Origin of the sequence: Jatrophihabitans endophyticus (genome assembly GCF_900129455.1) — a bacterium.
Lineage (GTDB): Bacteria > Actinomycetota > Actinomycetes > Mycobacteriales > Jatrophihabitantaceae > Jatrophihabitans > Jatrophihabitans endophyticus.
In genome coordinates this window covers 382,511-404,452 of sequence record NZ_FQVU01000003.1, presented here as the reverse complement: position 1 = coordinate 404,452, position 21,942 = coordinate 382,511, and the positions used below count along the sequence as shown (strand labels likewise).

Sequence of the window (21,942 nt, the reverse complement as noted above, 5' to 3'; positions counted from 1 at the left end):
GGTGGGTGGCCGCCGCGCACTAGCGTGTGAGGCGTGCCGGAGGTCATCCCGCTGTTCCCGCTGAGCCACGTGCTGCTGCCCGGGATGCCGTTGCCGCTGCACATCTTCGAGCAGCGTTACCGCGAGCTGCTGCGCGACATCGCCGAGGCGCCCGCGGGGCCGGTGTTCGGGGTCGTCGCCCTGCGGGCCGGCACCGAGGCGCTGACGCCGGTCGTCGCCACCGGCGACCTCCCCGAGGTCGAGCCGATCGGGACGACGGCCGAGGTGCTCGAGGTCGACACCGCCGACGACGGGACGTCGGACCTGCTCTCGGTGGGCAGCCGCCGATTCCGCGTCCTCGACCTGCTGCCGACGGGCCGGCCGTACCTGCGCGCCCGCATCGAGTACCTGCCCGAGCCCGACGGCGAGCTCACCGCGGCGCAGGAGACCCGCGCCCGCGAGCTGATCGACGTCTACGACGCCATGCTGGTGAGGCTCGCCGGCCGCGGCACCGGGGCCGAGCTCCCGCGCGACGCCAACCAGCTCTCCTACCAGCTCGCCGCGCGGCTGCCGCTCCCGCCGGCGGAGAAGCAGGCCCTGCTCACCGACGGCACGACGGCCGAACGGCTCGTCCGGGTGGGCCGCCTACTGCGGCGGGAGATCGCGCTGCTGCAGCGGACCCGCAGCATCGCGGTGTCCCCCGCCGTCCTGCGACTGCCCGTCGGGAGCAACTGACGGCGGTGGGTACGAGCCCGGGTAGCCACCCGGGGGCGGGTACGGCGGCGGATAGGGACCCGGGTGGCCGGGAGCGGGATGAGCCCCGGGCGGCGCGGTCGCGGCCGCATGGAGCCGGTCGCGCAGCGGGTCGGGCCGGCCCAGGTCGTCACGGGCGGCGAACGCCACCAACAGCCCGTAGACGAGGACGGCGACCCCGGCCTGCAGGAAGAGCAGCCCGTGGGCGTGCAACGTCAGCGGCAGCCGCGCCACGATCGTGTTCACCTTGCCGTCGGTCGAGCCGCCACCCGTCAGACGGCCGACCGCCCAGAGCAGCAGCGATCCGGCGAGACCGCCGACGGCGAGGGCGAGCAGCACGATCGGTCCCCGCTGCCGCGACCGCGTCCAGGCGAGCAGCCCGGCGAGCAGCCCGGCGACGGCCGAGAGCACGAGGTACCGGCCGTCCCCGGCGACGAAGGCCTCGGTCTCGTCGGGTTGCAGGCCGGCGGAGCGGACGAGCGCGATCGGTCCCGGCGGGCTCCAGGCCGCCCACACGAGCCCGAGCAGCGCCCCGACCACGGCCAGGGCCAGCACGATCACGGCCGCGACCCGCAGGTCGGCCGCGGCGTCCCGCCGCGGGTCGGCGTCGGGCCGGCCCGCCCCACCCGGGCCGCCGTCCAGCGCCATGCTCACGTGGAGCGTCCCGGCGCGGCGCCCGGGCCGCGGCCGGTCCCCTCGCGCAGCAGCATGTGCAGCTCGTCGAGCCGGGCGCGCGAGACGGCCCGCTCCACCTGGAACTGCCGCAGCCGCGCCATCGTGTCCTTGCGGCGGCGCCCGACCAGGCGGAACGCGAGCAACGGCAGCGTGATCGTCCGCGACGGCAGACCGACGCGGTTGAGCTCGCCGAAGACGTCGTTCGTGGCGCCGAGGACGAGTTCGCCGAGCCGGTCCTCGAGCGGGCCGTAGACCTTGCTGCCCATGAGGCGGCGCAGCACGGCCCGGAGCAACGCCCGCATGAGCAGCACCATCACCGCGACGATGCCGAGCAGCACGGCGAGCAGCGTGGAGTGGAGCAGGAAGCGCGCGCACACGGCCAGCACCACGAGCGTGACGCCGATGCCCAGCAGCGACCAGCTGACGCGATCCAGCAGCACTCGCCCGATGACGTAGCGGGCGAGCGCCCAGCGGCTGAACGGGGAGCCCTGCGGGAACTCCCCCACGTCGTAGGCGGGGCGGGCGTCGCCGAACGGCTCGTCCGGCTCGTCCGCCCGGCGCGCGGGAAGGGGTGGCTCCATACCTGCGAGATTACCCAGCGCGGCCGGGCGCCCCCGCCGGTCGACCGCTCTTCACGCCGGTTCGAGCACCGGCCGGGCGGGGGCGTCGGTGCCGATCCGCGTCACGAAGTCGCGGGCGTGGCTGCCGGTCGACGGCGTGAACCAGGCGTCCTCGACCCGGCGCACCTCGACCCGCACGGCGGGCCGCGTCGCATCGTCGGACAGGTCACCGAGCACCACCGGAAGCGTGTGCGCCGCCGTCGAGGGGAAGGTGATGACGTGCGCGGCGACCGGACCCTGTCGCAGCGTGAGCTCGACCGGCAGCCGGCCGCGCTGCACCCGGACGTTCGGCAGCGCGGCGATCTCGGCCAGCCGGTTCTCCGACTCGCGCCGGTGCGCCAGATAGCGCACCCCGGTGGCTCGGGCGGCCAGCCGGGCGAGGGCGGCCAGGTACGCGGCCCGGTCGACGACCCCCGTCTCCACCAGCGAGGCGCCGACGACGTCGATCTCGTCCGCGCGCACCTGCGGGACGCCCTGCGAGCGCGTCCACCCGTACCGGTTCACGATGCCTGCCGCACCCACCGGCGTCGCCCCGGTGAGGCAGCTGAACACGGTGAGCGTCCGGTGCGCGCCGGGCGAGAGCAGCCGGGTGGCGCGCGCCGCCCGGGGCGTCGCCCCCCGGGCCTCCAGCCGCCACCTGACCAGCGGCGCGCCGCTGTCCACGCACGCCGCGAACTCCCACGTCGCCGTCCCGTCGTCGACCACGACGACGTGCTCGGCCCGCACGAAGGGCAGCAGCGTCTGGATGAGCCCGGAGAACGGGTCGCCGAGGACGACGCGGTGCGCGGCCGACAGCGACCGGGTGAGGCGCACGCCGCCGAGCAGACCGCCGGAGCCCAGCGCCCGGATGTCGACCAGGTCGACGTTCAGGCCGCTGCCGGCGGCGAGCGCGCCGACCTCGCGCAGCTGCCCACGGGTGGGCGAGTCCTTCGGGCAGAGCACCGCGATCCGCAGATCCGCGGTCTCCCCCGTCGCGTGCGCCCACTCGACGACGTTGAGCAGCTGTGTCGCGCTCTCCACCAGCGCGAGGGTCCGCAGGGCGGTCATGTCACCGCGCGGCGACGGTGTCGCCCGGTGTGGTGTCCACCGACGCGGTGTCGACCGTCCGGCGCAGCTTCGCCCGCACCGGCAGCTCGCTGTCGTAGACGCGCTTGACGCCGTCGCCCAATGCGCTCTCCACGACGCGGATGTCACGCACGAGACGCTGCAGCCCCGAGGGCTCGACCGACGCGGCCTGGTCGGAGCCCCAGTTGGCGCGGTCGAGGGTGATGTGCCGCTCGACGAAGGTCGCGCCGAGCGCCACCGCCGCCACCGTGGTCTGCAGACCGATCTCGTGCCCGCTGTAGCCGATGGGCACGTCGGGGTAGTTGTGCATCAGCGTGTGCAGCATGCGCAGGTTGAGCTCCTCCGGCGGCGCCGGGTAGGAGCTCGTCGTGTGGCAGAGGACGAGCCGCTCCCGGCCGAGCACGTCGATGGCGTGGCGGATCTCGTCGGGCGTCGACATGCCCGTGGACAGGATCACGGTGCGGCCGGTCTCGCGCACCCGGGCAAGCAGCTCGTCGTCGGTCAGCGACGCCGACGCGATCTTGTGCGCGGGCGGGTCCATCAGCTCGAGGAAGTCCACGCTCGGCACGTCCCACGGCGAGGCGAACCACGCGATGCCCCGCTGCCGGCAGTAGCGGTCGATGGCCTCGTACTCGTCCTGGCCGAACTCGACGCGGTGCCGGTAGGCGAGGTAGGTCATCCGGCCCCAGGGCGTGTCCCGCTCGACCTGCTGCTGGTCGGCCGGCACGCAGATCTCGGGGGTGCGCTTCTGGAACTTGACGGCGTCGCAGCCCGCCGCGACCGCGACGTCGATCATGGCGAGCGCGTCGCCGAGGTCACCGTTGTGGTTGATGCCGATCTCGGCGGTGACGTAGACGGGGTGGTCGGGGCCGACCGGTCGGTCACCGATGTAGCGCAAGCGAGTCAGATCCATCTCGGATCTCCTTCCCTAGCAGTCGCGACGCAACCTCGCGGATCGCGCCGTGGCCGCCGGCGGCGGCAGTGACGATGCGCGCTCGTGCACGCACCGAGTGATGGGCGTCGGCGACCGCGATGGGCCAGCCGACGATGTCGAAACACGGCAGGTCGTTGACGTCGTTGCCCACGTAGGCCGTGCGAGCGAGGTCGTGGCCGTGATCCGCGCACCATTGCGCGAGGGCGACACCCTTCGCCTCGATCCCCTGCAGCGCAGGGATGTTCAATTTGCGCGCCCGCGCGCTGACGACCGGGTTCTGCTCGGTCGACAGGATGACGACGGCCAACCCGGCGCGGCGCAGCGCGGCGATGCCGAGCCCGTCGCCGCGATGCACGGTGACCGACTCACGGCCGTCCTGGTCGACGACGACGCGGTCGTCGGTCAGCGTGCCGTCGAAGTCGAGCACCAGCGCGTCGACGTCCGCGAGCCCGATGCTCGTGGCGTGGTCGACCAGCGGCGCCAGCAGCCGGGCCCGGTCGAGGTCGGCCGGCTCGTCGATCTCCAGGGTGCGGGCCGGGTCGACGGCGACGGGCACGACGCGACCGAAGAAGCGGTGCCCGGTACGACGGAAGCCGTCGACCCGCATGGCGTACGCGGCGCCGGTCTCGAGCAGCTCGACCGGCCGGTCCTGACGACGCGGCCGCGTCGCCGGGTCGTGGTTCACGCCGGTGCCGTCGGGCCGCCACAGGAAGCCGTGCGACACCGCGGCGGTGAAGGCGCTGTCGGCACCGCCGAGCACCGCCGCGGCGACGCCGTCGACGTCGTCGGCGGAGAGGAACGGCGACGTGCACTGCACGAGCAGCACGACCTCGGCCTCGGGGGCGGCGGTGTCGAGCGCGTGCCGCAACGCGGACTCCGAGGTCGCGGTGTCGTCGGCCAGGGCGACGGGGCGGTCGACGATCTCGGCCCCGGCGTCGCGGGCGGCGCTCGCGATCAACGGGTCGTCGGTGGAGACGAGCACGCGGTCGACGTGCCCGGCCGCCCGGGCGGCGGCGACCGCGCGGGCGACCAGCGGCCGGCCGCCGACCTCGGTGACGTTCTTGCCGGGGACGCCCTTCGACCCGCCCCGGGCGGGGATCACCGCCACCACGCGCGTCCTCATGTCGCTGAAGTTATGAGCGCAGGTGGACCGGGAGTCGTTCGCGAAGTGGACGTCGCAGGGCAGCCGGTTGACGTCCGGGTGAACGCGTCAGGCCGCCCGCAGGTAACCCGACGTCGCCACCCGGCCCAGCAGCGTCAGCCGCGAGTCGCCGGCGAGGTGGTCCTGCAGCGCGCGCTGCACGCCGGGCCACTTGCCGTCGCCGTAGTCGTCGAGCACGACGATGCCGCCGGGCGCGACGATCTGCTCGACCCAGCGCAGGTCCTCGGCCACGCCTTCGTAGCCGTGGTCGCCGTCGACCACCACGACGCCGTAACGGCGGTCGCCGACCGTGGCCCGGACGTCGGCGTCGCCGGAGAGGCCGACGACGATCCGGGCCGCGCCACCCGCGGCCCCGGCCAGCGCGAGGTTCGTCCGCACCGCCGCCGCGGCGACCGGCGTGCCGGACGCGTCGGCGGGGATCGCGGCCTGGTTCTGCAGCTGCATGCCCACCAGCGGGTCGACGATCGTCAGCGACGGCGTGGCCCCGGTGCGCTCGGTCATCCGCAGCAGCGCGGCCGCGAACAGGCCGTACAGCGTCCCGATCTCGAGCATCTCGAGCTCCGCGCCGTCGGTCCTGGCGAGCAGCGGGACGGTGGCGAGCTTGCCGCAGATGTTCATCGTGCCCCCGGCGATGCGCCCCACCCCGAGCGACTCGAGGGCGACGAGCAGGCGGAACGCGCCGTGCACGTTGCGCTCGGCGGCCTCGGGGTCGCCGCACAGGCCGGTGATCTCGCGCTGCAACCCCGCCAGGTTGGCCGGCGACGGCATCCGCGCCGTACCCCGCCCGGCGCCGTCGAGGAGCAGCTCGAAGGTGCGGGTGCGCTCGCGCAGCTGCTGCACCTCGCGGCGCAGCTCGGCGGTCTCGTCCCGGGCGATCTCGTGGCGCTTCATCGCCGCGGCGACCCGCCGGTCGACGAGCTCGGTCAACGTGCGCCGCGGTACCCGCACCAAGGGCGAGCTGCGAAGGGATCCCATGGTCACGTCCGTCTCCTGTTCGGTCGTCCGTCCTCGCGGGTCACCGGCCGGTCACCGGGCCCGCCTGCCCGGCCGGCCGCCGCGCGGCCGCCCGGGCGTCGGCCACCGGCCCGCGCCAGCAGCCCCTTGCCGACCGGCGGCGCAGTCGGTGCCGGCGCGGCCGGCGGCGGTGCCAGCAGCCCGACCGCCTCGAGCCGCTTGCGCTTGAAGTAGCGCTCGCGCCCGTGCCGGCCGAGGTAGGCGGCGGCGGCGTCGCGCAGATCGGCGAGCCGGTCGGCCTGCATGCAGTAGCCGACGGCGCGCACGAGCTCGGTCACGTCCGGCACGTCGGGTCTCGTGGTCCCGCCGTCCGCGTCCAGGCGGGGCAGCAGCGCGTCCGCCAGCGTCACGGGGATGCGGTTGCTGTTCTCGAACGGGGCGACCCGCTCGAGGACGGTGTCGGTGCCCATCGTCGCGACCTCGCAGCCGTAGAACCGGCTCGCGGTGAACAGCGCGGTGCTGAAGCACGACACCACCAGCGACGGGCCGGCGGCCGCGAACCAGGACTCGGCCGGCAGGCCGTCGTCCGGGACGACGAGCTCGACCCCCCGCCGCTGCGCGTGGCGTTGCAGCGGCAGCACGTGCACCCGCCGCGCCGCCGGGTGGGGCCGGAACACGACCCGGTCCGCCCCGCGCGCGGCGAGGGCGTCGAGCATGCGCTCGTGCAGCTCGAGCTCCTCGCGCGGCTCGAGGATGCCGAGCTGCGAGAGGTACTGGCCGAGGACGACGGGTGCGCCGCGCGCGCCGGCGGCGTCGGCCGCGGGCAGCGAGGCGACGACGCGCCGGAAACCGGTGTCGGGCAGCGCGACCGTGGCGACGTCGTACTCGCGTAGCAGCAGCGGCGCGATCGTCGGGACGAGGTCGAGGTACAGCAGCCGGCTGGTACGCCGGCCGATGCCGGCCGGCAGGTTGTCGCGCGTGGGCCCGTAGCTCATCAGCCCGTCGGAGTACACCGTGATCGGGCAGCCCTGCAGCAGCGAGCCGATGGTGCGCGCGGGAGCGACGGCCACCGATTCCAGCACGAGCTCGCGCACCCCGCCCGCCAGCCCGAGCCGCTGCGCGAACAGCCGTGCCAGCATGGGCGCCTCCGCCGCGCGCGGTCGCCACCGCGACGGGTGCAGCGGCGCGACCAGCGCGTTCCAGTCGACGACGTCGTCAAAGCGCTCGCGCAGCCCCGCCGCCGCGGGCAACCGGTCGAACGAGGGCGTGATCTCGGGGATCGGCACGGTGTTCGAGACGATCAGCACGCGCCGCTCGTCGTGGTCGCCGAACGCTCCCGCGTCCAGCGCGGTGGCCAGGGTCATGGCCCCGAACAGGGTCGAGGCGTAGAAGACGCTGGTCACGACGCCCACCGCCGGCCGAGGACGGCCGCGGGCAGCAGCGGGGCGAGCACCTGGATGCGGTCGTCACCGGGCAGTGCCCGCCCGACGACGTCGGGGTCCACCCCGGCGAGCAGCTCGGTGACACGCTCGGCCAGCTGCCGGCGCAGCGGGGCGGTGAAGCGCTCCTCGCCCTGTTCCACCTGGTGCGCGACGATGCCGAGGAACTGGCGCATCGCCTTGCCCAGCAGCGCCGCGTCGCCGCTCACCTGCGCGAGCACCATCGCGTAGGCGTCGACGAACTGCAGTTGCCGGTGGTCGCCGATCTGCGTCAGGGAGTTCGCGACGTCGCGCCGGTAGAACACGCCGGCCAGGGACGTCACGGCGTAGCTGCGGGCCTCGCGGTGCAGGCGCCAGATCCACGGCCGGTCCTCGGCGGTGTGCAGCCCGGCCGGGAAGCGCAGCAGCTCGCCGAGCTCGCGCCGGAAGATGCCCGCCCAGGCGTACGGGTAGTCGATCATCGTGCGTCGGCTGGCCGGCAGGATGCCCGAGCGCGGGTCGAGCACGACGTCGCGACGGGCCTCGGGCGCGAGGTGCACGACGCGGTCGCGGTCGCGCACCTGCACGTGGTCCACGCGCACGAAGTCGCAGCCGAGCCCGTCGATCGCGTGGACGAGCCGGCCGAGGTACCCCGGCGCGAGCCAGTCGTCGCCGTCGAGGAAGCAGACGTGGCGCCCGACGGCACGGTCCAGCCCGGCGTTGCGGGCGTCGGCCAGCCCGACCGCGGTGTCGTGCCGGATCGCCTGCAGCTGCGGCAACCGGTCCGCGAACTCCTCGATCACCTGCGCGGTCCCGTCGTCGGAGCCGTCGTCGACGACGACGAGCTGCAGGTCGACGTCGGTATTGAGCCCCAGGGAGGTGAGCATGTCGGGCAGGTACGCCGCGACGTTGCGGACGGGAAGTACGACGGTCAGTGTCGGGTCGGTCGGCACCCGGAGATGGTCGCGGCGCGCGGCGACGACACGATGAGGCCCAGGTGGCCGTCTCGACGCGCGCGGGTGAGCAGCAGGTGACGGGCGGGCGGGTGCGCCGGGGGCCCGGGCGCCGCGGCAGCCACCCGCGGAACCTCGCATTTACCTGACCGCTCCCCGACCGCCACCTGCATGCTCCCTCGCGGCAAGGCGCGCTTCCTAGCTTCGCGGCCATGACGGCGAGCCCCCCGACGACGACGGACGACGGCACCGAGACGCCACCCTGGCGCGTCGAGGTCGTGGCGGACTCGGACAGCCGATGGAAGTGGGGGGCCACCGTGGCGGCCCGCCTCGTCGCCGACCGCCCCGCGCAGCTGCACGCGACGTTGCTGCTCGGCCGCTCGGTCCCCAACGACCAGCAGCTGGCCGACATCGGCATCACCCCCGCCTCGCTGCGGCGGGCGAGCATCGCCGAGACCGTCGCCCGGCTGGCCGACAGCGACGCCGAGGTGGTCGTGCTCGCGTGCATCGGCGGCTGCGTCCAGTCGCTGCTGCACGCCCTGGGGCGGGCGTGGCGGGACCGGCCGACCCGGCCGGTCGTCGTCACCGGTTACGTCGGGCTCGTGTACGAGAAGATCATCGACGGGCTCGTGAACCGCGCCGGCGCCGATCTCGTGCTCGCCAACTGCGACGCCGACGCCGCCCGCTTCGCCGACGTCTTCGCCGATCTCGGCGCCGACCCGAAGTCGGTCGTCGCGACGGCGCTGCCGTTCCTCGGCGGGGCGCCCTACGACGCGGCGCAGGCGCGGCAGCGGCATCCCTTCACGCTCACCTTCGTGACCCAGCCCGGCGTCCCGCAGCAGGAGGCGGAGCGCCGGCACGTCCTGGAGCAGGCGGCCGCCTACGGCCGTCGGCACCCCGATCACGCGGTGGTGGTCAAGCTGCGTGCCCGGGTCGGCGACCGGACGACGCACGTCGAGCCCTTCCACTTCGAGGCCCTGCTCCCACCGGAGGAGCTGCCGCCCAACCTGACCTTCGCCTACGGCGCGATGGACGCGGTGCTCGATCGCACCGACCTGTGCGTCACCGTCAGCTCGACGGCGGCGATCGAGGCCATGCACCGCGGCATCCCGACGGCACTGCTCACCGACTACGGCATCCGCGAGTCGCTCGGCAACCAGCTGTTCGTCGGGTCCGGGGCGATGACGTCCTGGCCGTCGCTGCTGCGCGGCGAGCTGCCCGTCACCCGCCCGGAGTGGGCCGCCGCGCACGGCGTGGTCGTGGGCCCGGACTCCTACACCGCCGCCGCCGACCGGCTCGGCGAGCTTGTCGCGAAGCGCGCGGAGCTGCCGCCGCTGCGCCCATGGCTCGACGAGGAGCGGGCCGGCGCCTACCTGCCCGGCCTGCTCGCGAGGTACGGCATCGACCGCACCGGCGCCGTGCTGGCGCCGTCCGACGCGATCGGGACGCGCCCGTCGTTCGCGCGTCGCGCCGCGCGCGTGGCCGCGCGCCGCGCCTACCGGTACGGCGTCCGCGTCGTCGAGCCCCGCGTCAAGCGCATCGCGCAGCTCTGACGCACCGGCTCGTCAGAGGGCGACGCGGAACCGCTTCTTCGTGCCGTACTTGCGCGGCACGTGCTCGATGCCGTTGACCCGGTTCGCCCACCACACGATCACCTCGCGCACGGGGGCCACGAGCATCGAGTACTCCTGCGGCTTGCGGAACACGCCGACGGTGTCGCCCCAGTAGTTGCGCTCGTAGTCCACGCGCGCGTAGTCGACCCCACCGCGGGGGTGCTTCGGCGGCATGTCGGTGTGGGCCTCGAGCAGCTGCATGCGCGCGAACGCGGCGAGGGCCCGCATCGAGTCGGGGTAGAAGCGCCAGCAGTCCATGTCGAAGTGGATGTGGCCGCGCGACGGCGCGGTCAGGAACACCAGGCCGCCGGGCCGCAGCACCCGCGCGATCTCCAGGAACGACGCCCACATGAACGGGATGTGCTCGAAGGCCGATCCGGTGATGACGACGTCGAAGGACCTCGCCCGCGCGGGGATGCGGTACGGCTTGGCCATCACGATGTCGACGTTCTCCCCCGCCACCACGTCGACACCGGTGTAGGTGACGTCGTGGTCGACGAGCACCTCGCGGTGCGTCCGGCCGTTGCCGGCGGCCTGGGACCCGAAGTCGAGGACGTCGTAGTGACGGTCGCGCTTCAGGTATTGCTCCACGGAGAGCCGCATGTGGTTCATGGCCGACGTGTGCATCGCTCTCCCGACGGTGGTGGGCCGTCACCGCCGGACGGCGGACGGTCGCGGCCCCGACGCTAGGAAGGTCGACCGCCCGGGGGGCCACGTCCCGGCGACGGCGGGGCGACGCGCAGGTGACGCCCGGGTGACACCGCCCGCCGGCCCTACCCGGGGCGCCGTCGCGGTGTCTCGGCGGCCCGGGCCCCGGCCAGCGCGACGCGGACGAGGGGTGCGAGCCGGGCCACCAATTCATCGGCCGGCAGCGAGGCGAGCGGTTCGATGCCCACCAGGTAGCGGCCGATGATGAGCCCGCCGATCACGCTGATGACCGTGGCGGCGCGCAGCTGCGCGTCCGCCCCGCCGATGTGCCCGACGATGACGGGCGTCATCTCGCGCTCGAACATCTCGCGGACGAGCCGCGCGACGTCGGGGTCGCCCACCGCGCGCTGCCCGAGCCGGCGCAGCTTGGCGCCGTCCTCCTCGTCGTCCCAGGCCTGCAGCACGCGGCGCACCAGTCGCTGCGGTGCCGTGGCGGCCGGGCCGGCGAAGACCTCGGCGATGACGTCGGCCGGGTTGGTCGACAGCGCGAGCGCGGCCCCGAACAGCCCCTTCTTCGATCCGAAGTGGTAGCTCACCGCCGCGACGTCGACCCCGGCCTCGGCGGCGACCGAGCGCAACGTGACGGCCTCGTACCCCTCGCGGACGAAGCGACGCTGCGCCACCGCCAGGATCGCGTCGCGCGCCCCGGTGGGGTGCGCCGGCCGGCCTCGTCCCCGCGGTTTATTCATCACGGTTGAAATCTAGGGCGGGTGACCGTCACCGTCGAGTCCCACCCGATCGGACAGGAGCACGCCGATGACGACCGGCACCGGAGCCCGCGACCCGCGGGTCGCAGCCCCCACCCCCCGGCACGGCCACGGCGCCGTCCTCGCCACGACCTGCCTGGCCCTGGCCACCGTCGTGGCCGCCACCGCGTCGCTCAACGTGGCGCTGCCCTCGATCGCCGCCGAGACCCGCGCGAGCCAGACGCAGCTGTCGTGGATCGTCGACGCGTACGCCCTGACCTTCGCCGCCCTGTTGCTCGCCGGCGGGGCGATCGGCGACCGGGCCGGGCGGCGACGGGTCCTCGTCGCCGGGCTGCTCGTCTTCGGCACCGGTTCGGCCGTCGCGATGACGGTCGACTCGGCCCCGGCCCTGATCGCGCTCCGCGCGGTGCTCGGCCTCGGCGCCGCGCTCGTCATGCCGGCGACGCTGGCGACGGTCACCACCATTTTCCCGGCGGCCCAGCGCGCGAAGGCCGTGGGCACGTGGGCCGGCGTCGCCGGCGCCTCGGCCGTCGTCGGCCTGCTCGCGTCGGGGCTCGTGCTCGAGCACTGGTCGTGGCGCGGCGTGTTCGGCGTCAACGTCGCGCTCGCCGCGATCGCGCTGGTCGCGACGCTGCGGGTCGTGCCGGAGTCCGCCGACCCGGACGCGCCGCGCGTGGACGTCCTCGGCGCGCTCGTGAGCGCCGCCGGTCTCGCCGCGCTGGTCTACTCGATCATCGAGGCCCCGACCGCGGGGTGGTGGACGGCACGCACCCTCGGCGGCCTGGCCGCGGGGGCGGTGCTGCTCGCGCTGTTCGCGGTGTGGGAGACGCGGACCGCGACCCCGCTGCTGGACGTCCGGCTCTTCGGCGTCCCCGCGTTCGGCGCGGGCGTGCTGTCGCTCACGCTGCAGTTCGCCGCCTTCTTCGGCTTCGTCTTCCTGGTGCTGCAGTACCTGCAGCTGGTGCTGGGCAACTCGCCGCTCGTCGCCGCGGCGAGCCTCGTGCCGATGGCCCTCGGCATGATGCCGAGCGCACGGCTCGTCGCGCCGCGGCTCGCCGACCGGTTCGGCACCGCCCACGCGTCCGCGGCCGGGCTCGTCCTCGCCGCCGCCGCGCTCGGGCTGCTGTCACGCCTCGACGAGCGGAGCCCCTACTGGCTGCTGCTGGGCGGGCTCGTCGCGCTCGGCGCCGGGATGGGGCTGGCCATGACGCCGGCCACCGCGGCGGTGACCGACGCGCTGCCCGCGGACAAGCAGGGCGTCGGCTCGGCGATGAACGACGTCGCGCGCGAGCTGGGCGGTGCGCTGGGGATCGCCGTGCTCGGCAGCATCCTGCTCTCGCTCTACCGCGGTCACCTGCCCCTGCCGGGGGTGCCGCACCGCGTCGCCGAGCACGCCCGCGAGTCGCTCGCCGTCGCCCGGGCGATCGACCCGTCGCTCGCCGGCCGCGCGCAGGCCGCCTTCGTCGACGGCATGCAGGTCGCGCTGGCCACCGCCGCGGGGATGCTGCTGCTGGCGGCGTGCGCGGTCATCGTCCTGCGCCGCGGCGACCGGGACGGCGCACCGGGCGCCGGGCGCTGACCGCCGGCAGCGCGGGGCTCAGGCCGAGATGGCCGTCGGCCCGAGCAGCGCCTTGAGGTCGCCCATGAGCGCGGCCGACGGGGTCACCCGGGTGTCGAGCACCACCGTCGGGCTGTTCTGGCTGAGCAGCTCCAGATGCACCTCGGTGGGCCCGGCATGGGTGACCAGGACGTCCTTGAGCCGGCTCACCAGCGGCGGCGTGCACCGGGTCGCCTCGAGGCGCAGCCGCACCGGGCCGCGGGTGCCGTCGGTCTGCGTGGTGTCGAGGACGCTGAGCTCGCTGGCGATCAGCTTGACCGTGTCGTCGCGGGCGTCGGTGCGTCCCTTGATCGCCACCACCGCGTCCTCGGCGACGTTGAGCGCGACCTGCGCGTAGGTGGCGGGGAAGAACATGACCTCGATGGAGCCCTCGAGGTCCTCGAGCACGGCGTTGGCCCAGGGTGCGCCCGCCTTGGTGACGCGCCGGTTCACCGAGCTGAGGATGCCCGCGAGCGTCAACGTCTGCGCCTCACCCGCCCCCTCGGCCTGCACCGCGGCCACCGAGCAGTCGGCGGCGTTGCCCAGGACGTGCTCGAGACCGAACAGCGGGTGGTCGGAGACGTAGAGGCCGAGCATCTCGCGCTCGAACTGCAGCAGGACCTTCTTGTCCCACTCGACCTCGGGGACGCGGACGGCGAAGACGTCCTCGCTCGGGTCGTCGGCGGTGACCTCGAGGCTGTCCCACAGCGAGTCCTGACCGCGCTCGGCGGCCCGCTTGCTGTCGAGCACGCTGTCGACCGCGGCCTCGTAGACGTTGATCAGGCCGCGGCGCATGTGCCCGAGCGAGTCGAACGCGCCGCCCTTGATCAGCCCCTCGATGGTGCGCTTGTTGCACACCACGGCGTCGACCTTCTTCAGGAAGTCGCCGACGTCGGCGAACGCGCCCTTGAGCTTGCGCGTGGCGACGATCGAGGCGACGACGTTCGCCCCGACGTTGCGGATCGCGGTGAGCCCGAAGCGGATGTCGGTGCCGGTCGGGGTGAAGTTGGCCTCGGACTCGTTGACGCACGGCGGCAGCACCTTGATGCCCATGCGGCGGCACTCGGCGAGGTAGATCGCCATCTTGTCCTTGTCGTCCTTCACCGACGTCAACAGCGCCGCCATGTACTCGGCCGGGTAGTTGGCCTTGAGGTACGCCGTCCAGTAGGACACCAGCCCGTAGGCGGCCGAGTGCGCCTTGTTGAAGGCGTAGTCGGAGAACGGGAGCAGGATGTCCCAGAGCGTCTTCACCGCGGCCTCGGAGAAGCCGTTGTCCTTCATGCCGCCGGAGAAGCCGGCGAACTGCTTGTCCAGCTCGGCCTTCTTCTTCTTGCCCATGGCGCGGCGCAGGATGTCGGCCTGACCGAGCGAGAAGCCCGCGACCTTCTGCGCGATGGCCATGACCTGCTCCTGGTACACGATGAGCCCGAAGGTCTCGCCCAGGATCTCCGCGAGCGGCTCGGCGAGCTCGGGGTGGATCGGCACCACCGGCTCGCGGCCGTTCTTGCGGTTGGCGTACTTGTTGTGCGAGTCGGCACCCATCGGGCCGGGGCGGTAGAGCGCGCCGACGGCCGAGATGTCCTCGAAGTTGTCCGGCCGCATCGACCGCAGCAGCGCCCGCATGGGGCCGCCGTCGAGCTGGAACACCCCGAGCGTCTCGCCCCGGGCGAGCAGGTCGTAGGTGACTCGGTCGGTGAGGTCGAGCTCCTCGACCACGACGTCCTCGTCGCGGTTGATCTTGATGTTCTCGAGCGCGTCGTCGAGGATCGTCAGGTTGCGCAACCCGAGGAAGTCCATCTTGATCAGGCCGAGCTTCTCGCAGGTCGGGTAGTCGAACTGCGTGATGATCGCGCCGTCCTGCTCGCGCTTCATGATCGGGATCAGGTCGAGCAGCGGGTCGCTCGACATGATGACGCCGGCGGCGTGCACCCCCCACTGCCGCTTCAACCCCTCCAGGCCCTTGGCCTGGTCGACGACCTTGGCGACCTCCTGGTCGGACTCGTACAGCGCGCGGAACTCGCCGCCCTCGTTGTACCGGGCATGGTCGCGATCGAAGATCTTGGCGAGCGGGACGTCCTTGCCCATCACCGGCGGCGGCATGACCTTGGTGATGCGGTCGCCCATGGCGAACGGGTAGCCGAGCACGCGGCCGGCGTCCTTCACCGCCTGCTTGGCCTTGATCGTGCCGTAGGTGACGATCTGCGCGACGCGGTCGCTGCCGTACTTCTCGGTGACGTAGCGGATGACCTCGCCGCGCCGGCGCTCGTCGAAGTCCACGTCGAAGTCGGGCATCGACACGCGGTCGGGGTTGAGGAACCGCTCGAAGATGAGCCCGTGCTGCAGCGGGTTGAGGTCGGTGATGCGCATGGCGTAGGCGACCATCGACCCCGCGCCCGAGCCACGGCCCGGGCCCACGCGGATGCCGTTGTCCTTGGCCCAGTTGATGAAGTCGGCGACCACGAGGAAGTAGCCGGGGAAGCGCATCTGCTCGATGACGCCGACCTCGTAGTCGGCCTGCCGCTGCGCGTCGGCGGGGATGCCGTCGGGAAAGCGGCGCTGCATCCCGGTGGCGACCTCCGTACGGAACCACGAGGACTCGGTCTCGCCGTCGGGCACCGGGAAGTTCGGCATGTAGGTGCCGTTGCCCTCGGTGAAGCTGACCTCGCAGCGCTCGGCGATGAGCAGCGTGTTGTCGCACGCCTCGCGCAGGTCGTACTTGTCGGCCCACAGCGAGCGCATCTCGGCCGGGCTCTTGAGGTAGAAGTCGCGCGCGTCGAACTTGAACCGGTTCGGGTCGGCCATGGTCTTGCCCGACTGCACGCACAGCAGGATCTCGTGGGTGTCGGCGTCCTCGGCGTGCGTGTAGTGCAGGTCGTTGGTGGCGATCATCGGCAACTGGAGGTCCTTGGCCAGCCGCAGCAGGTCGTCGCGCACGCGGGTCTCGATGGCCAGCCCGTGGTCCATCAGCTCGAGGTAGTAGTTGTCGCGCCCGAAGATGTCGCGGAACTCGGCCGCGCTCGCGCGGGCCTTCTCGTAGTCGCCGATGCGCAGCCAGGTCTGGATCTCCCCCGAGGGGCAGCCGGTGGTGGCGATCAGGCCGTCGGCGTACTCGGCGAGCAGCTCGCGGTCGGCGCGCGGCTTGTAGAAGAAGCCCTCGAGCGAGGAGCGCGAGGAGAGCCGGAACAGGTTGTGCATGCCGGCGGTGTTCTCGGCCAGCAGCGTCATGTGGGTGAACGCGCCACCGCCGGAGACGTCGTTCTCGCCCCCCTCGGCCCAGCGCACCCGGGTGCGCTCGCCGCGGTGGGTGTTCGGGGTGACGTAGGCCTCCATGCCGATGATCGGCTTGACCCCGGCCGCGGTGGCCTTGCTGTAGAAGTCCTGCGCGCCGAAGACGTTGCCGTGATCGGTCATGGCCAGCGCCGGCATGCCCATCCGCGCGGCCGACTCGAACAGTTCGGTCAACCGGGCGGCGCCGTCGAGCATCGAGTACTCGGTGTGCACGTGCAGGTGCACGAACTGGTCGTTGGACCCGGACCCGGCTGACACGTGCAGGCACTCCCCTTGCTCGAACCGTCGCCCCGGCGACCCGGCGCGACCGGTCGATTCTCACACCCGCCACCGACAACCGTCGGCGTGTCGCGGCAGGCGTGTCCGACGGATATCTCGACCTCAACTGGAGGTTCCGCGAATCGTGGACCGACATGCCGACGGGGCGGCCAGTCGGGTCCACGATCGGGTCGCGCGGCGGCATCGGCGAGGATGGCCGGGTGAACACTGCCCTGCCCGACGATCCCGCCGCGCTGCTCGCCGCCCTGCGTCCGCACGTCGCGCACGCCCTTGTCACGACCGACTTCGACGGCACGCTCGCGCCGCTGCAGGTGGACCCCGAGGACTCGCGCGCGGTGCCCGGCACGATCGAGGCCCTGACGGCGCTCACCCGGCGCGGGGCGACGGTCGCCGTCGTCACCGGCCGCGACGCGCGCACCGTCGTCCGGCTGGGTGGCCTGGACGCCGTGCCCGGCATCGTCGTCGCGGGCGTCTACGGCGCGGAGACGTGGTGCGCGGGCGAGCTGCTGACGCCGGACACGCCGGCCGCCGTCGAGGCGCTGCGCGACCGGCTGCCCGCCACGCTCGCCGACGTCCCGGCCGACCCCGCCGTGTGGGTCGAGGACAAGCGGCTCTCGCTCGTGGTGCACGCCCGCAAGGCCGACGACCCCGTCGCGGCGCTCGCGGCGATCCGCGAGCCGGTGACGGCGCTGGGCGAGGAGCTCGGCTTCGAGGTCCACCCCGGCAGCGGCGTGCTCGAGCTGCGACTGCCCGGCTTCGACAAGGCCGGCGCGATCGAGCGGCTCGTCGCGGATCGCCCGCCGTCGGCCGTCCTCTACCTCGGCGACGACCTCGGCGACCTGCCCGCGTTCGCCGAGATCGTGCGGCTGCGCGAGCGGGGCGTGCCGGCGTGGAGCGTCGCGGTCGAGGCCTCCGCCGTCCCCGAGGCCGTGGCCGCCGCGGACGTCCGCGTGCCCGACGCCGACGCGGCCGTCGCGCTGCTGACCGCGCTCGCGCAGGACTGACCTCGCGGTCGCGCCCGTCACATCGGGGAAGTCCCGGGTGCCGCAGCGGCTTGGGCCGGAGGAACCCACGTCGCACGGAGGAACGCATGACCAGCCTTTTCGAGCCCGTCGAGATCGGCAAGCTGACGCTCGCCAACCGCGTCGTCATGGCGCCGCTGACCCGCAACCGCGCCGGCGAGGGCCAGGTGCCGCAGCGGATCGCGGCCGAGTACTACGGCCAGCGCGCCGGGGTCGGCCTGATCGTCAGCGAGGGCACGCAGCCGAGCGCCGTCGGCCAGGGCTACCTGAACACGCCCGGCATCTTCAGCGACGAGCAGCGCGAGGGCTGGCGCGCCGTCGCCGACGCGGTGCACGAGCGCGGCGGGCGCATCGTCGTCCAGCTCATGCACGCCGGACGCATCGGCCACCCCGACAACAAGCCGACGCCCGACGTCGTCGCGCCGAGCGCCATCGCCGCGCCGGGCACGATCGTCACCGCCGAGGGCCCGCGCGACCACCCGACGCCCCGCGCGCTCGGGACCGACGAGATCGCCGACGTCGTCGGCGAGTTCGTCCACGCGGCCCGTCAGGCGGTCGACGCGGGCCTGGACGGCGTCGAGATCCACGCCGCGAACGGCTACCTCGTGCACCAGTTCCTGGCACCGTCGTCCAACACCCGCACCGACGGCTACGGCGGCACGCCGGCCAACCGGGCACGCTTCGCGATCGAGGTCGTCACCGCGGTCGCCGAGGCCATCGGCCCGGAGCGCGTCGGCATCCGGATCTCGCCGTCGCACAACATCCAGGGTGCGCTCGAGGAGGACGCGGCCGCGACCGGCGAGACCTACCGCACCCTCGTCGACGGCATCGCGCCGCTGCACATCGCCTACCTGTCCTACCTCGCCGACCCGCGTAGCGAGCTCATCCGCGACCTGCGGGCCCGCTTCGGCGGCCCGGTGATCGCAAACGACGGCTTCGGCACCGTCACCAGCCGCGAGTCGGCCCAGGCCGTGCTCGACGAGGACCTCGCCGATCTCGTGGCCGTCGGGCGACCGGTCCTGGCCAACCCCGACCTCGTCGAACGGTGGCGCCACGGCGCCCCGCTGAACGAGCCGGACGCCGGCACCTTCTACGGCGGCGGCGCCCGCGGTTACACCGACTACCCCGCCCTGGACGCCTGACCGCCCCGTCGACTGGCGACTTCCGCGCTCGACTGGCGACTTCCGAGCCGACTGGCGAGCTATAGCTCGCCAGTCGGCGGACAGGTCGCCAGTCGACGCGAGAGGTCGCCAGTGGACGGCCCCGGTTCAGCCCGCCGTCTTCTCCAGCTCGTCGAGCTGCGCCTGGAACCACGCCACCGGGGGCAGCGCGACGGCGGCGGCACGCATCCGCTCGGCCCGGGCCGCGCGCTCCTCGCGCGGCATGATCAGCGCCTCGACGAGCGCCTGCGCCGTGCCCGAGACGTCGAACGGGTTCACCAGCAGCGCGTCGTCGCCGAGGATCTCGGCCGCGCCGGTCTCGCGGGACAGCACGACCGACGGGTCGCGTTCGGAGAGCACGAGCTCCTCGAGCACGACGAGGTTCATGCCGTCGCGGATGGAGTTGACGAAGACGACGTCGCAGCGTCGCATGATGGCCAGCGCGGACGCGTACTCCTCACTGATCTCGAACAGCAGCGGCGTCCAGTCGTCGGTCTCGAACTCGTCGACGATCTCCTCGGCCAGCCGTTCGATGCGGGCGGTGTACTCCCGGTAGGCGGGGACGTCCTCGCGCGAGGGGTTGTTGAACACGGCGTGGACGACGCGGCCGCGCCACTCGGGACGCGTGCGCAGCACCTCGCGGTAGGCGAGCAGCCCGCGGTACACGTTCTTGGACAGCTCGGTGCGGTCGATGCGGCCGATCAGGAGCCGGTCGCCGACGGTCTCCTCCAGCAGCCGCAGCTGACTGTCGACGGCGCGACGGCCGGCCTGCTCGTGCATCTCGTCGGGATCCGTGCCGAGCGGGAAGACCCGCACCCCGGGGGCGTCGACCCCCAGCACCGACTGCGCGGTCTCGCGGAACAGCCCGGCCCACCGCTCGGTGTGGAAGCCGAGCACGTCCGCGCCGAGCATGCCGTCGACGATCTCGCGCTGGACGTCGTCGGGCAGCACGCCGAAGTCGGCGGGGTTGACCCACGGGGTGTGCGTGAAGAAGCCGATGCGGACGTCCTCGCGCTGGCGGCGCAGCATGCGCGGCACCAGGAACAGGTGATAGTCCTGCACCATGACGTGCGCCCCGGGGGCCGCGGCCTCGGCGAGCGCGTCGGCGAACGCCTGGTTGAAGCGGACGTAGCTCGCCCACTGCCGCCGCCAGCTCGCGTCGTAGATCGGCTGCGTCGGCAGGTCGTAGAGCCGGTGCAGCGCGAACCACAGCGTCGAGTTCGCGATCGCGTTGTAGGCGTTGCGGAACGTGGTGCCGTCGATCGGCAGCATCCGCACGTCGAAGTCGCCGTGCAGCGCCTCGGCGACGAAGGGCACCTCGGAGATGCGACCGCCCGGCGAGCGGCGGGCGAGCACCCGCTCCCGGTCGTTCATGGCGGCGCTCACCCACACGGCGTCCGGGCTCGCCGACAGCGCGGCCTGCATGCCCGAGACCAGCCCACCGCTGCCCCGGCGTACCTCGTCGTCGTCGGACCCCTCCCCCGCGACGATGGACAGGGGCCCCCGGTTGGAGGCGACGAGCAGCTGGGCGTGACCTTCGGACGACATGACCGGTGTCCTACCCAGACTCCTCGCGCAGGACGTCCAGGGCGCGGGCCAGATCGGCGGGGAACGGTGACGTCACGCGCAGCTCGTCCCCGGTCCCCGGATGCCCGAAGGCGAGCTCCCGCGCGTGCAGCCACTGCCGAGTGAGTCCCAGCCGAGCCGCGAGCGTGGGGTCGGCACCGTAGGTGAGGTCGCCGACGCACGGGTGCCGGACGGCCGACATGTGCACGCGGATCTGGTGGGTGCGTCCGGTCTCGAGGTGGACGTCGAGCAGCGTGGCCGCGCGGAACGCCTCGTCGGTCTCGTAATGCGTGACGCTGGGGCGGCCACCGGCCACGACGGCGAACTTGTAGGCCGAGCCCGGATGCCGCGCGATCGGGGCGTCGATCGTGCCGCGGGTCGGGTCGGGGTGCCCCTGCACGAGCGCGCTGTAGCGCTTGTCGACGGTGCGCTCCTTGAACGCGCGCTTGAGCAGCGAGTACGCGTGCTCGCTCTTCGCCACGACCATCGCCCCGGTCGTCCCGACGTCGAGGCGGTGGACGATGCCCTGCCGCTCGGCTGCACCGGACTCCGCGAGGCGGTAGCCCATGGCGGCCAGCCCCTGCGTGACCGTCGGGCCCGACCAGCCGGGGCTCGGATGGGCCGCCACGCCGACCGGCTTGTCGACCACGACGAGATCGTCGTCGTCGTAGAGGACGGTGAGGCCGGCGACCGGTTCCGGCGGGGCGGCCGGGGCAGCGGCCGGCTCCTCGACCTCCAGCCACGACCCGGCGTGCACCTTGGCGCTGCGCGCGACGTGCACGCCGTCCAGGGTGACCGCACCGGCGTCGACGAGGTCGGCCGCGGCGGTTCGGGAGTAGCCCAGCATGCGGGAGATCGCGACGTCGAGGCGCAGCCCGTCCAGCCCGTCGGGTACCGGCAGCAGCCTGCTCACGCCTCGTCCCGCTCCGCCCGGACGTGGCGCCGGCCGTCGAACTCGACGCCCGCGAGAGCCAGCACCCCGGCGAGCACCGCGCCGACCACGATGCCGGAGTCGGCGAGGTTGAAGATGGGCCACCGCTGGGCGTCGGGTGCGAACGCGCTCAGCCAGTCGACGACGTGCCCCCGGCCGATCCCGGGATCGCGGAAGAAGCGGTCGACGAGGTTGCCGACGGCGCCACCCAGGATGAGCCCGAACGCGATGGCCCAGCCCACGCTGCGCAACCGCTTGGCGGTGCGGATGATGACGACCGCGACGATGACCGCGACCGCGGTCAGGATCACCGTGAACCCGGTGCCCAGCGAGAAGGCGGCGCCGGAGTTGCGGGTCTGCTGCAGGTAGAGCACGCCCCCGAGGATGCGCACGGGTCGGTGCGTGGGCGGCAGCTGCGCGACGACGACGATCTTGGACGCGACGTCGAGCCCGAGCACGAGCACGGCGACGGCCGCGAAGAGCACGATGCGTCTGCGACGAACCGGCGTCGCGGCGGCGGGCACGTCAGACGTCACCACGGCATTGTCCCGTACGCGG

Annotated in this window: 19 protein-coding genes; 5 read left to right on the top strand and 14 right to left on the bottom strand. The window is 73.5% G+C overall.

Annotated features, from left to right (window positions below; translation table 11 throughout):
- Positions 1-33: 33 nt before the first annotated feature.
- Positions 34-714: an LON peptidase substrate-binding domain-containing protein gene (locus tag BUE29_RS12015; RefSeq protein WP_084180984.1), complete on the top strand. Its 681-nt coding sequence runs from the start codon at positions 34-36 to the stop codon at positions 712-714.
- Here the strand turns inward: BUE29_RS12015 and BUE29_RS12010 are convergent.
- The 8 genes from BUE29_RS12010 to BUE29_RS11975 form a co-directional block, all read right to left on the bottom strand.
- Positions 625-1,386 carry a DUF2567 domain-containing protein gene (locus tag BUE29_RS12010; protein ID WP_143168150.1) on the bottom strand — a complete coding sequence of 254 codons (762 nt, stop codon included), beginning with the start codon at positions 1,384-1,386 and terminating at the stop codon, positions 625-627. The genes BUE29_RS12015 and BUE29_RS12010 overlap by 90 nt on opposite strands.
- On the bottom strand, positions 1,383-1,988 hold the full coding sequence (locus tag BUE29_RS12005) for a hypothetical protein (protein ID WP_073390521.1): 606 nt from the start codon (positions 1,986-1,988) through the stop codon (positions 1,383-1,385). Before BUE29_RS12005 ends, BUE29_RS12010 begins: the two co-directional genes overlap by 4 nt.
- A 51-nt stretch (positions 1,989-2,039) precedes the next feature.
- Positions 2,040-3,074 (bottom strand): hypothetical protein, encoded by a 1,035-nt coding sequence (locus BUE29_RS12000; protein ID WP_073390519.1) that lies wholly within the window; start codon positions 3,072-3,074, stop codon positions 2,040-2,042.
- Position 3,075: 1 nt separating this feature from the next.
- Positions 3,076-4,005, bottom strand: coding sequence for an N-acetylneuraminate synthase family protein (locus BUE29_RS11995; RefSeq protein WP_073390516.1), 930 nt, complete (start codon positions 4,003-4,005; stop codon positions 3,076-3,078).
- Positions 3,974-5,149 (bottom strand): acylneuraminate cytidylyltransferase, encoded by a 1,176-nt coding sequence (locus tag BUE29_RS11990; RefSeq protein WP_073391121.1) that lies wholly within the window; start codon positions 5,147-5,149, stop codon positions 3,974-3,976. The genes BUE29_RS11995 and BUE29_RS11990 overlap by 32 nt, the downstream gene beginning before the upstream one ends.
- A gap of 87 nt (positions 5,150-5,236) precedes the next feature.
- Complete coding sequence (locus BUE29_RS11985; RefSeq protein WP_073390512.1) at positions 5,237-6,163, bottom strand: class I SAM-dependent methyltransferase; 927 nt, start codon at positions 6,161-6,163, stop codon at positions 5,237-5,239.
- A 2-nt stretch (positions 6,164-6,165) separates the two neighbouring features.
- The gene (locus BUE29_RS11980; RefSeq protein ID WP_200800161.1) at positions 6,166-7,545 is read right to left on the bottom strand and encodes a polysialyltransferase family glycosyltransferase; all 1,380 of its coding nucleotides are present in this window, start codon (positions 7,543-7,545) and stop codon (positions 6,166-6,168) included.
- The gene (locus BUE29_RS11975) at positions 7,542-8,513 is read right to left on the bottom strand and encodes a glycosyltransferase family 2 protein (protein WP_200800160.1); all 972 of its coding nucleotides are present in this window, start codon (positions 8,511-8,513) and stop codon (positions 7,542-7,544) included. The genes BUE29_RS11980 and BUE29_RS11975 overlap by 4 nt, the downstream gene beginning before the upstream one ends.
- A 212-nt stretch (positions 8,514-8,725) precedes the next feature.
- On the opposite strand from BUE29_RS11975, the gene BUE29_RS11970 reads away from it, so the two are divergent.
- Positions 8,726-10,066: a DUF6716 putative glycosyltransferase gene (locus BUE29_RS11970; protein ID WP_073390506.1), complete on the top strand. Its 1,341-nt coding sequence runs from the start codon at positions 8,726-8,728 to the stop codon at positions 10,064-10,066.
- Between the two features lie 12 nt (positions 10,067-10,078).
- Here the strand turns inward: BUE29_RS11970 and BUE29_RS11965 are convergent, their stop codons facing one another.
- Both BUE29_RS11965 and BUE29_RS11960 read right to left on the bottom strand, forming a co-directional pair.
- Complete coding sequence (locus BUE29_RS11965) at positions 10,079-10,738, bottom strand: methyltransferase domain-containing protein (protein ID WP_200800159.1); 660 nt, start codon at positions 10,736-10,738, stop codon at positions 10,079-10,081.
- A gap of 161 nt (positions 10,739-10,899) precedes the next feature.
- Positions 10,900-11,523, bottom strand: coding sequence for a TetR/AcrR family transcriptional regulator (locus BUE29_RS11960; protein WP_073390500.1), 624 nt, complete (start codon positions 11,521-11,523; stop codon positions 10,900-10,902).
- A gap of 67 nt (positions 11,524-11,590) precedes the next feature.
- Between BUE29_RS11960 and BUE29_RS11955 the strand changes: the two genes are divergently transcribed.
- Entirely contained in the window at positions 11,591-13,120 is a 1,530-nt protein-coding gene (locus BUE29_RS11955; protein WP_073390497.1) for an MFS transporter, read from the top strand.
- A gap of 18 nt (positions 13,121-13,138) precedes the next feature.
- On the opposite strand, the gene dnaE is transcribed toward BUE29_RS11955, so the two are convergent.
- Positions 13,139-16,621, bottom strand: coding sequence for a DNA polymerase III subunit alpha (gene dnaE / locus BUE29_RS11950; protein WP_200800212.1), 3,483 nt, complete (start codon positions 16,619-16,621; stop codon positions 13,139-13,141).
- A 284-nt stretch (positions 16,622-16,905) separates the two neighbouring features.
- Here dnaE and otsB point away from each other — a divergent pair, with 284 nt between their 5' ends.
- Positions 16,906-17,709, top strand: coding sequence for a trehalose-phosphatase (gene otsB / locus BUE29_RS11945; RefSeq protein WP_159440869.1), 804 nt, complete (start codon positions 16,906-16,908; stop codon positions 17,707-17,709).
- A gap of 86 nt (positions 17,710-17,795) precedes the next feature.
- Positions 17,796-18,869 carry an alkene reductase gene (locus BUE29_RS11940; protein WP_073390489.1) on the top strand — a complete coding sequence of 358 codons (1,074 nt, stop codon included), beginning with the start codon at positions 17,796-17,798 and terminating at the stop codon, positions 18,867-18,869.
- A gap of 126 nt (positions 18,870-18,995) precedes the next feature.
- Here the strand turns inward: BUE29_RS11940 and BUE29_RS11935 are convergent, their stop codons facing one another.
- Genes BUE29_RS11935 through lspA form a run of 3 tightly spaced genes read right to left on the bottom strand, consistent with a single transcriptional unit; the run spans position 18,996 to position 21,920 of the window.
- Positions 18,996-20,435 carry an alpha,alpha-trehalose-phosphate synthase (UDP-forming) gene (locus BUE29_RS11935; RefSeq protein WP_073390486.1) on the bottom strand — a complete coding sequence of 480 codons (1,440 nt, stop codon included), beginning with the start codon at positions 20,433-20,435 and terminating at the stop codon, positions 18,996-18,998.
- A gap of 10 nt (positions 20,436-20,445) precedes the next feature.
- Positions 20,446-21,366 (bottom strand): RluA family pseudouridine synthase, encoded by a 921-nt coding sequence (locus BUE29_RS11930; RefSeq protein ID WP_073390484.1) that lies wholly within the window; start codon positions 21,364-21,366, stop codon positions 20,446-20,448.
- Positions 21,363-21,920, bottom strand: a complete 558-nt coding sequence (lspA, locus tag BUE29_RS11925; protein ID WP_073391119.1) for a signal peptidase II — start codon at positions 21,918-21,920, stop codon at positions 21,363-21,365. Before lspA ends, BUE29_RS11930 begins: the two co-directional genes overlap by 4 nt.
- Positions 21,921-21,942: the final 22 nt, after the last annotated feature.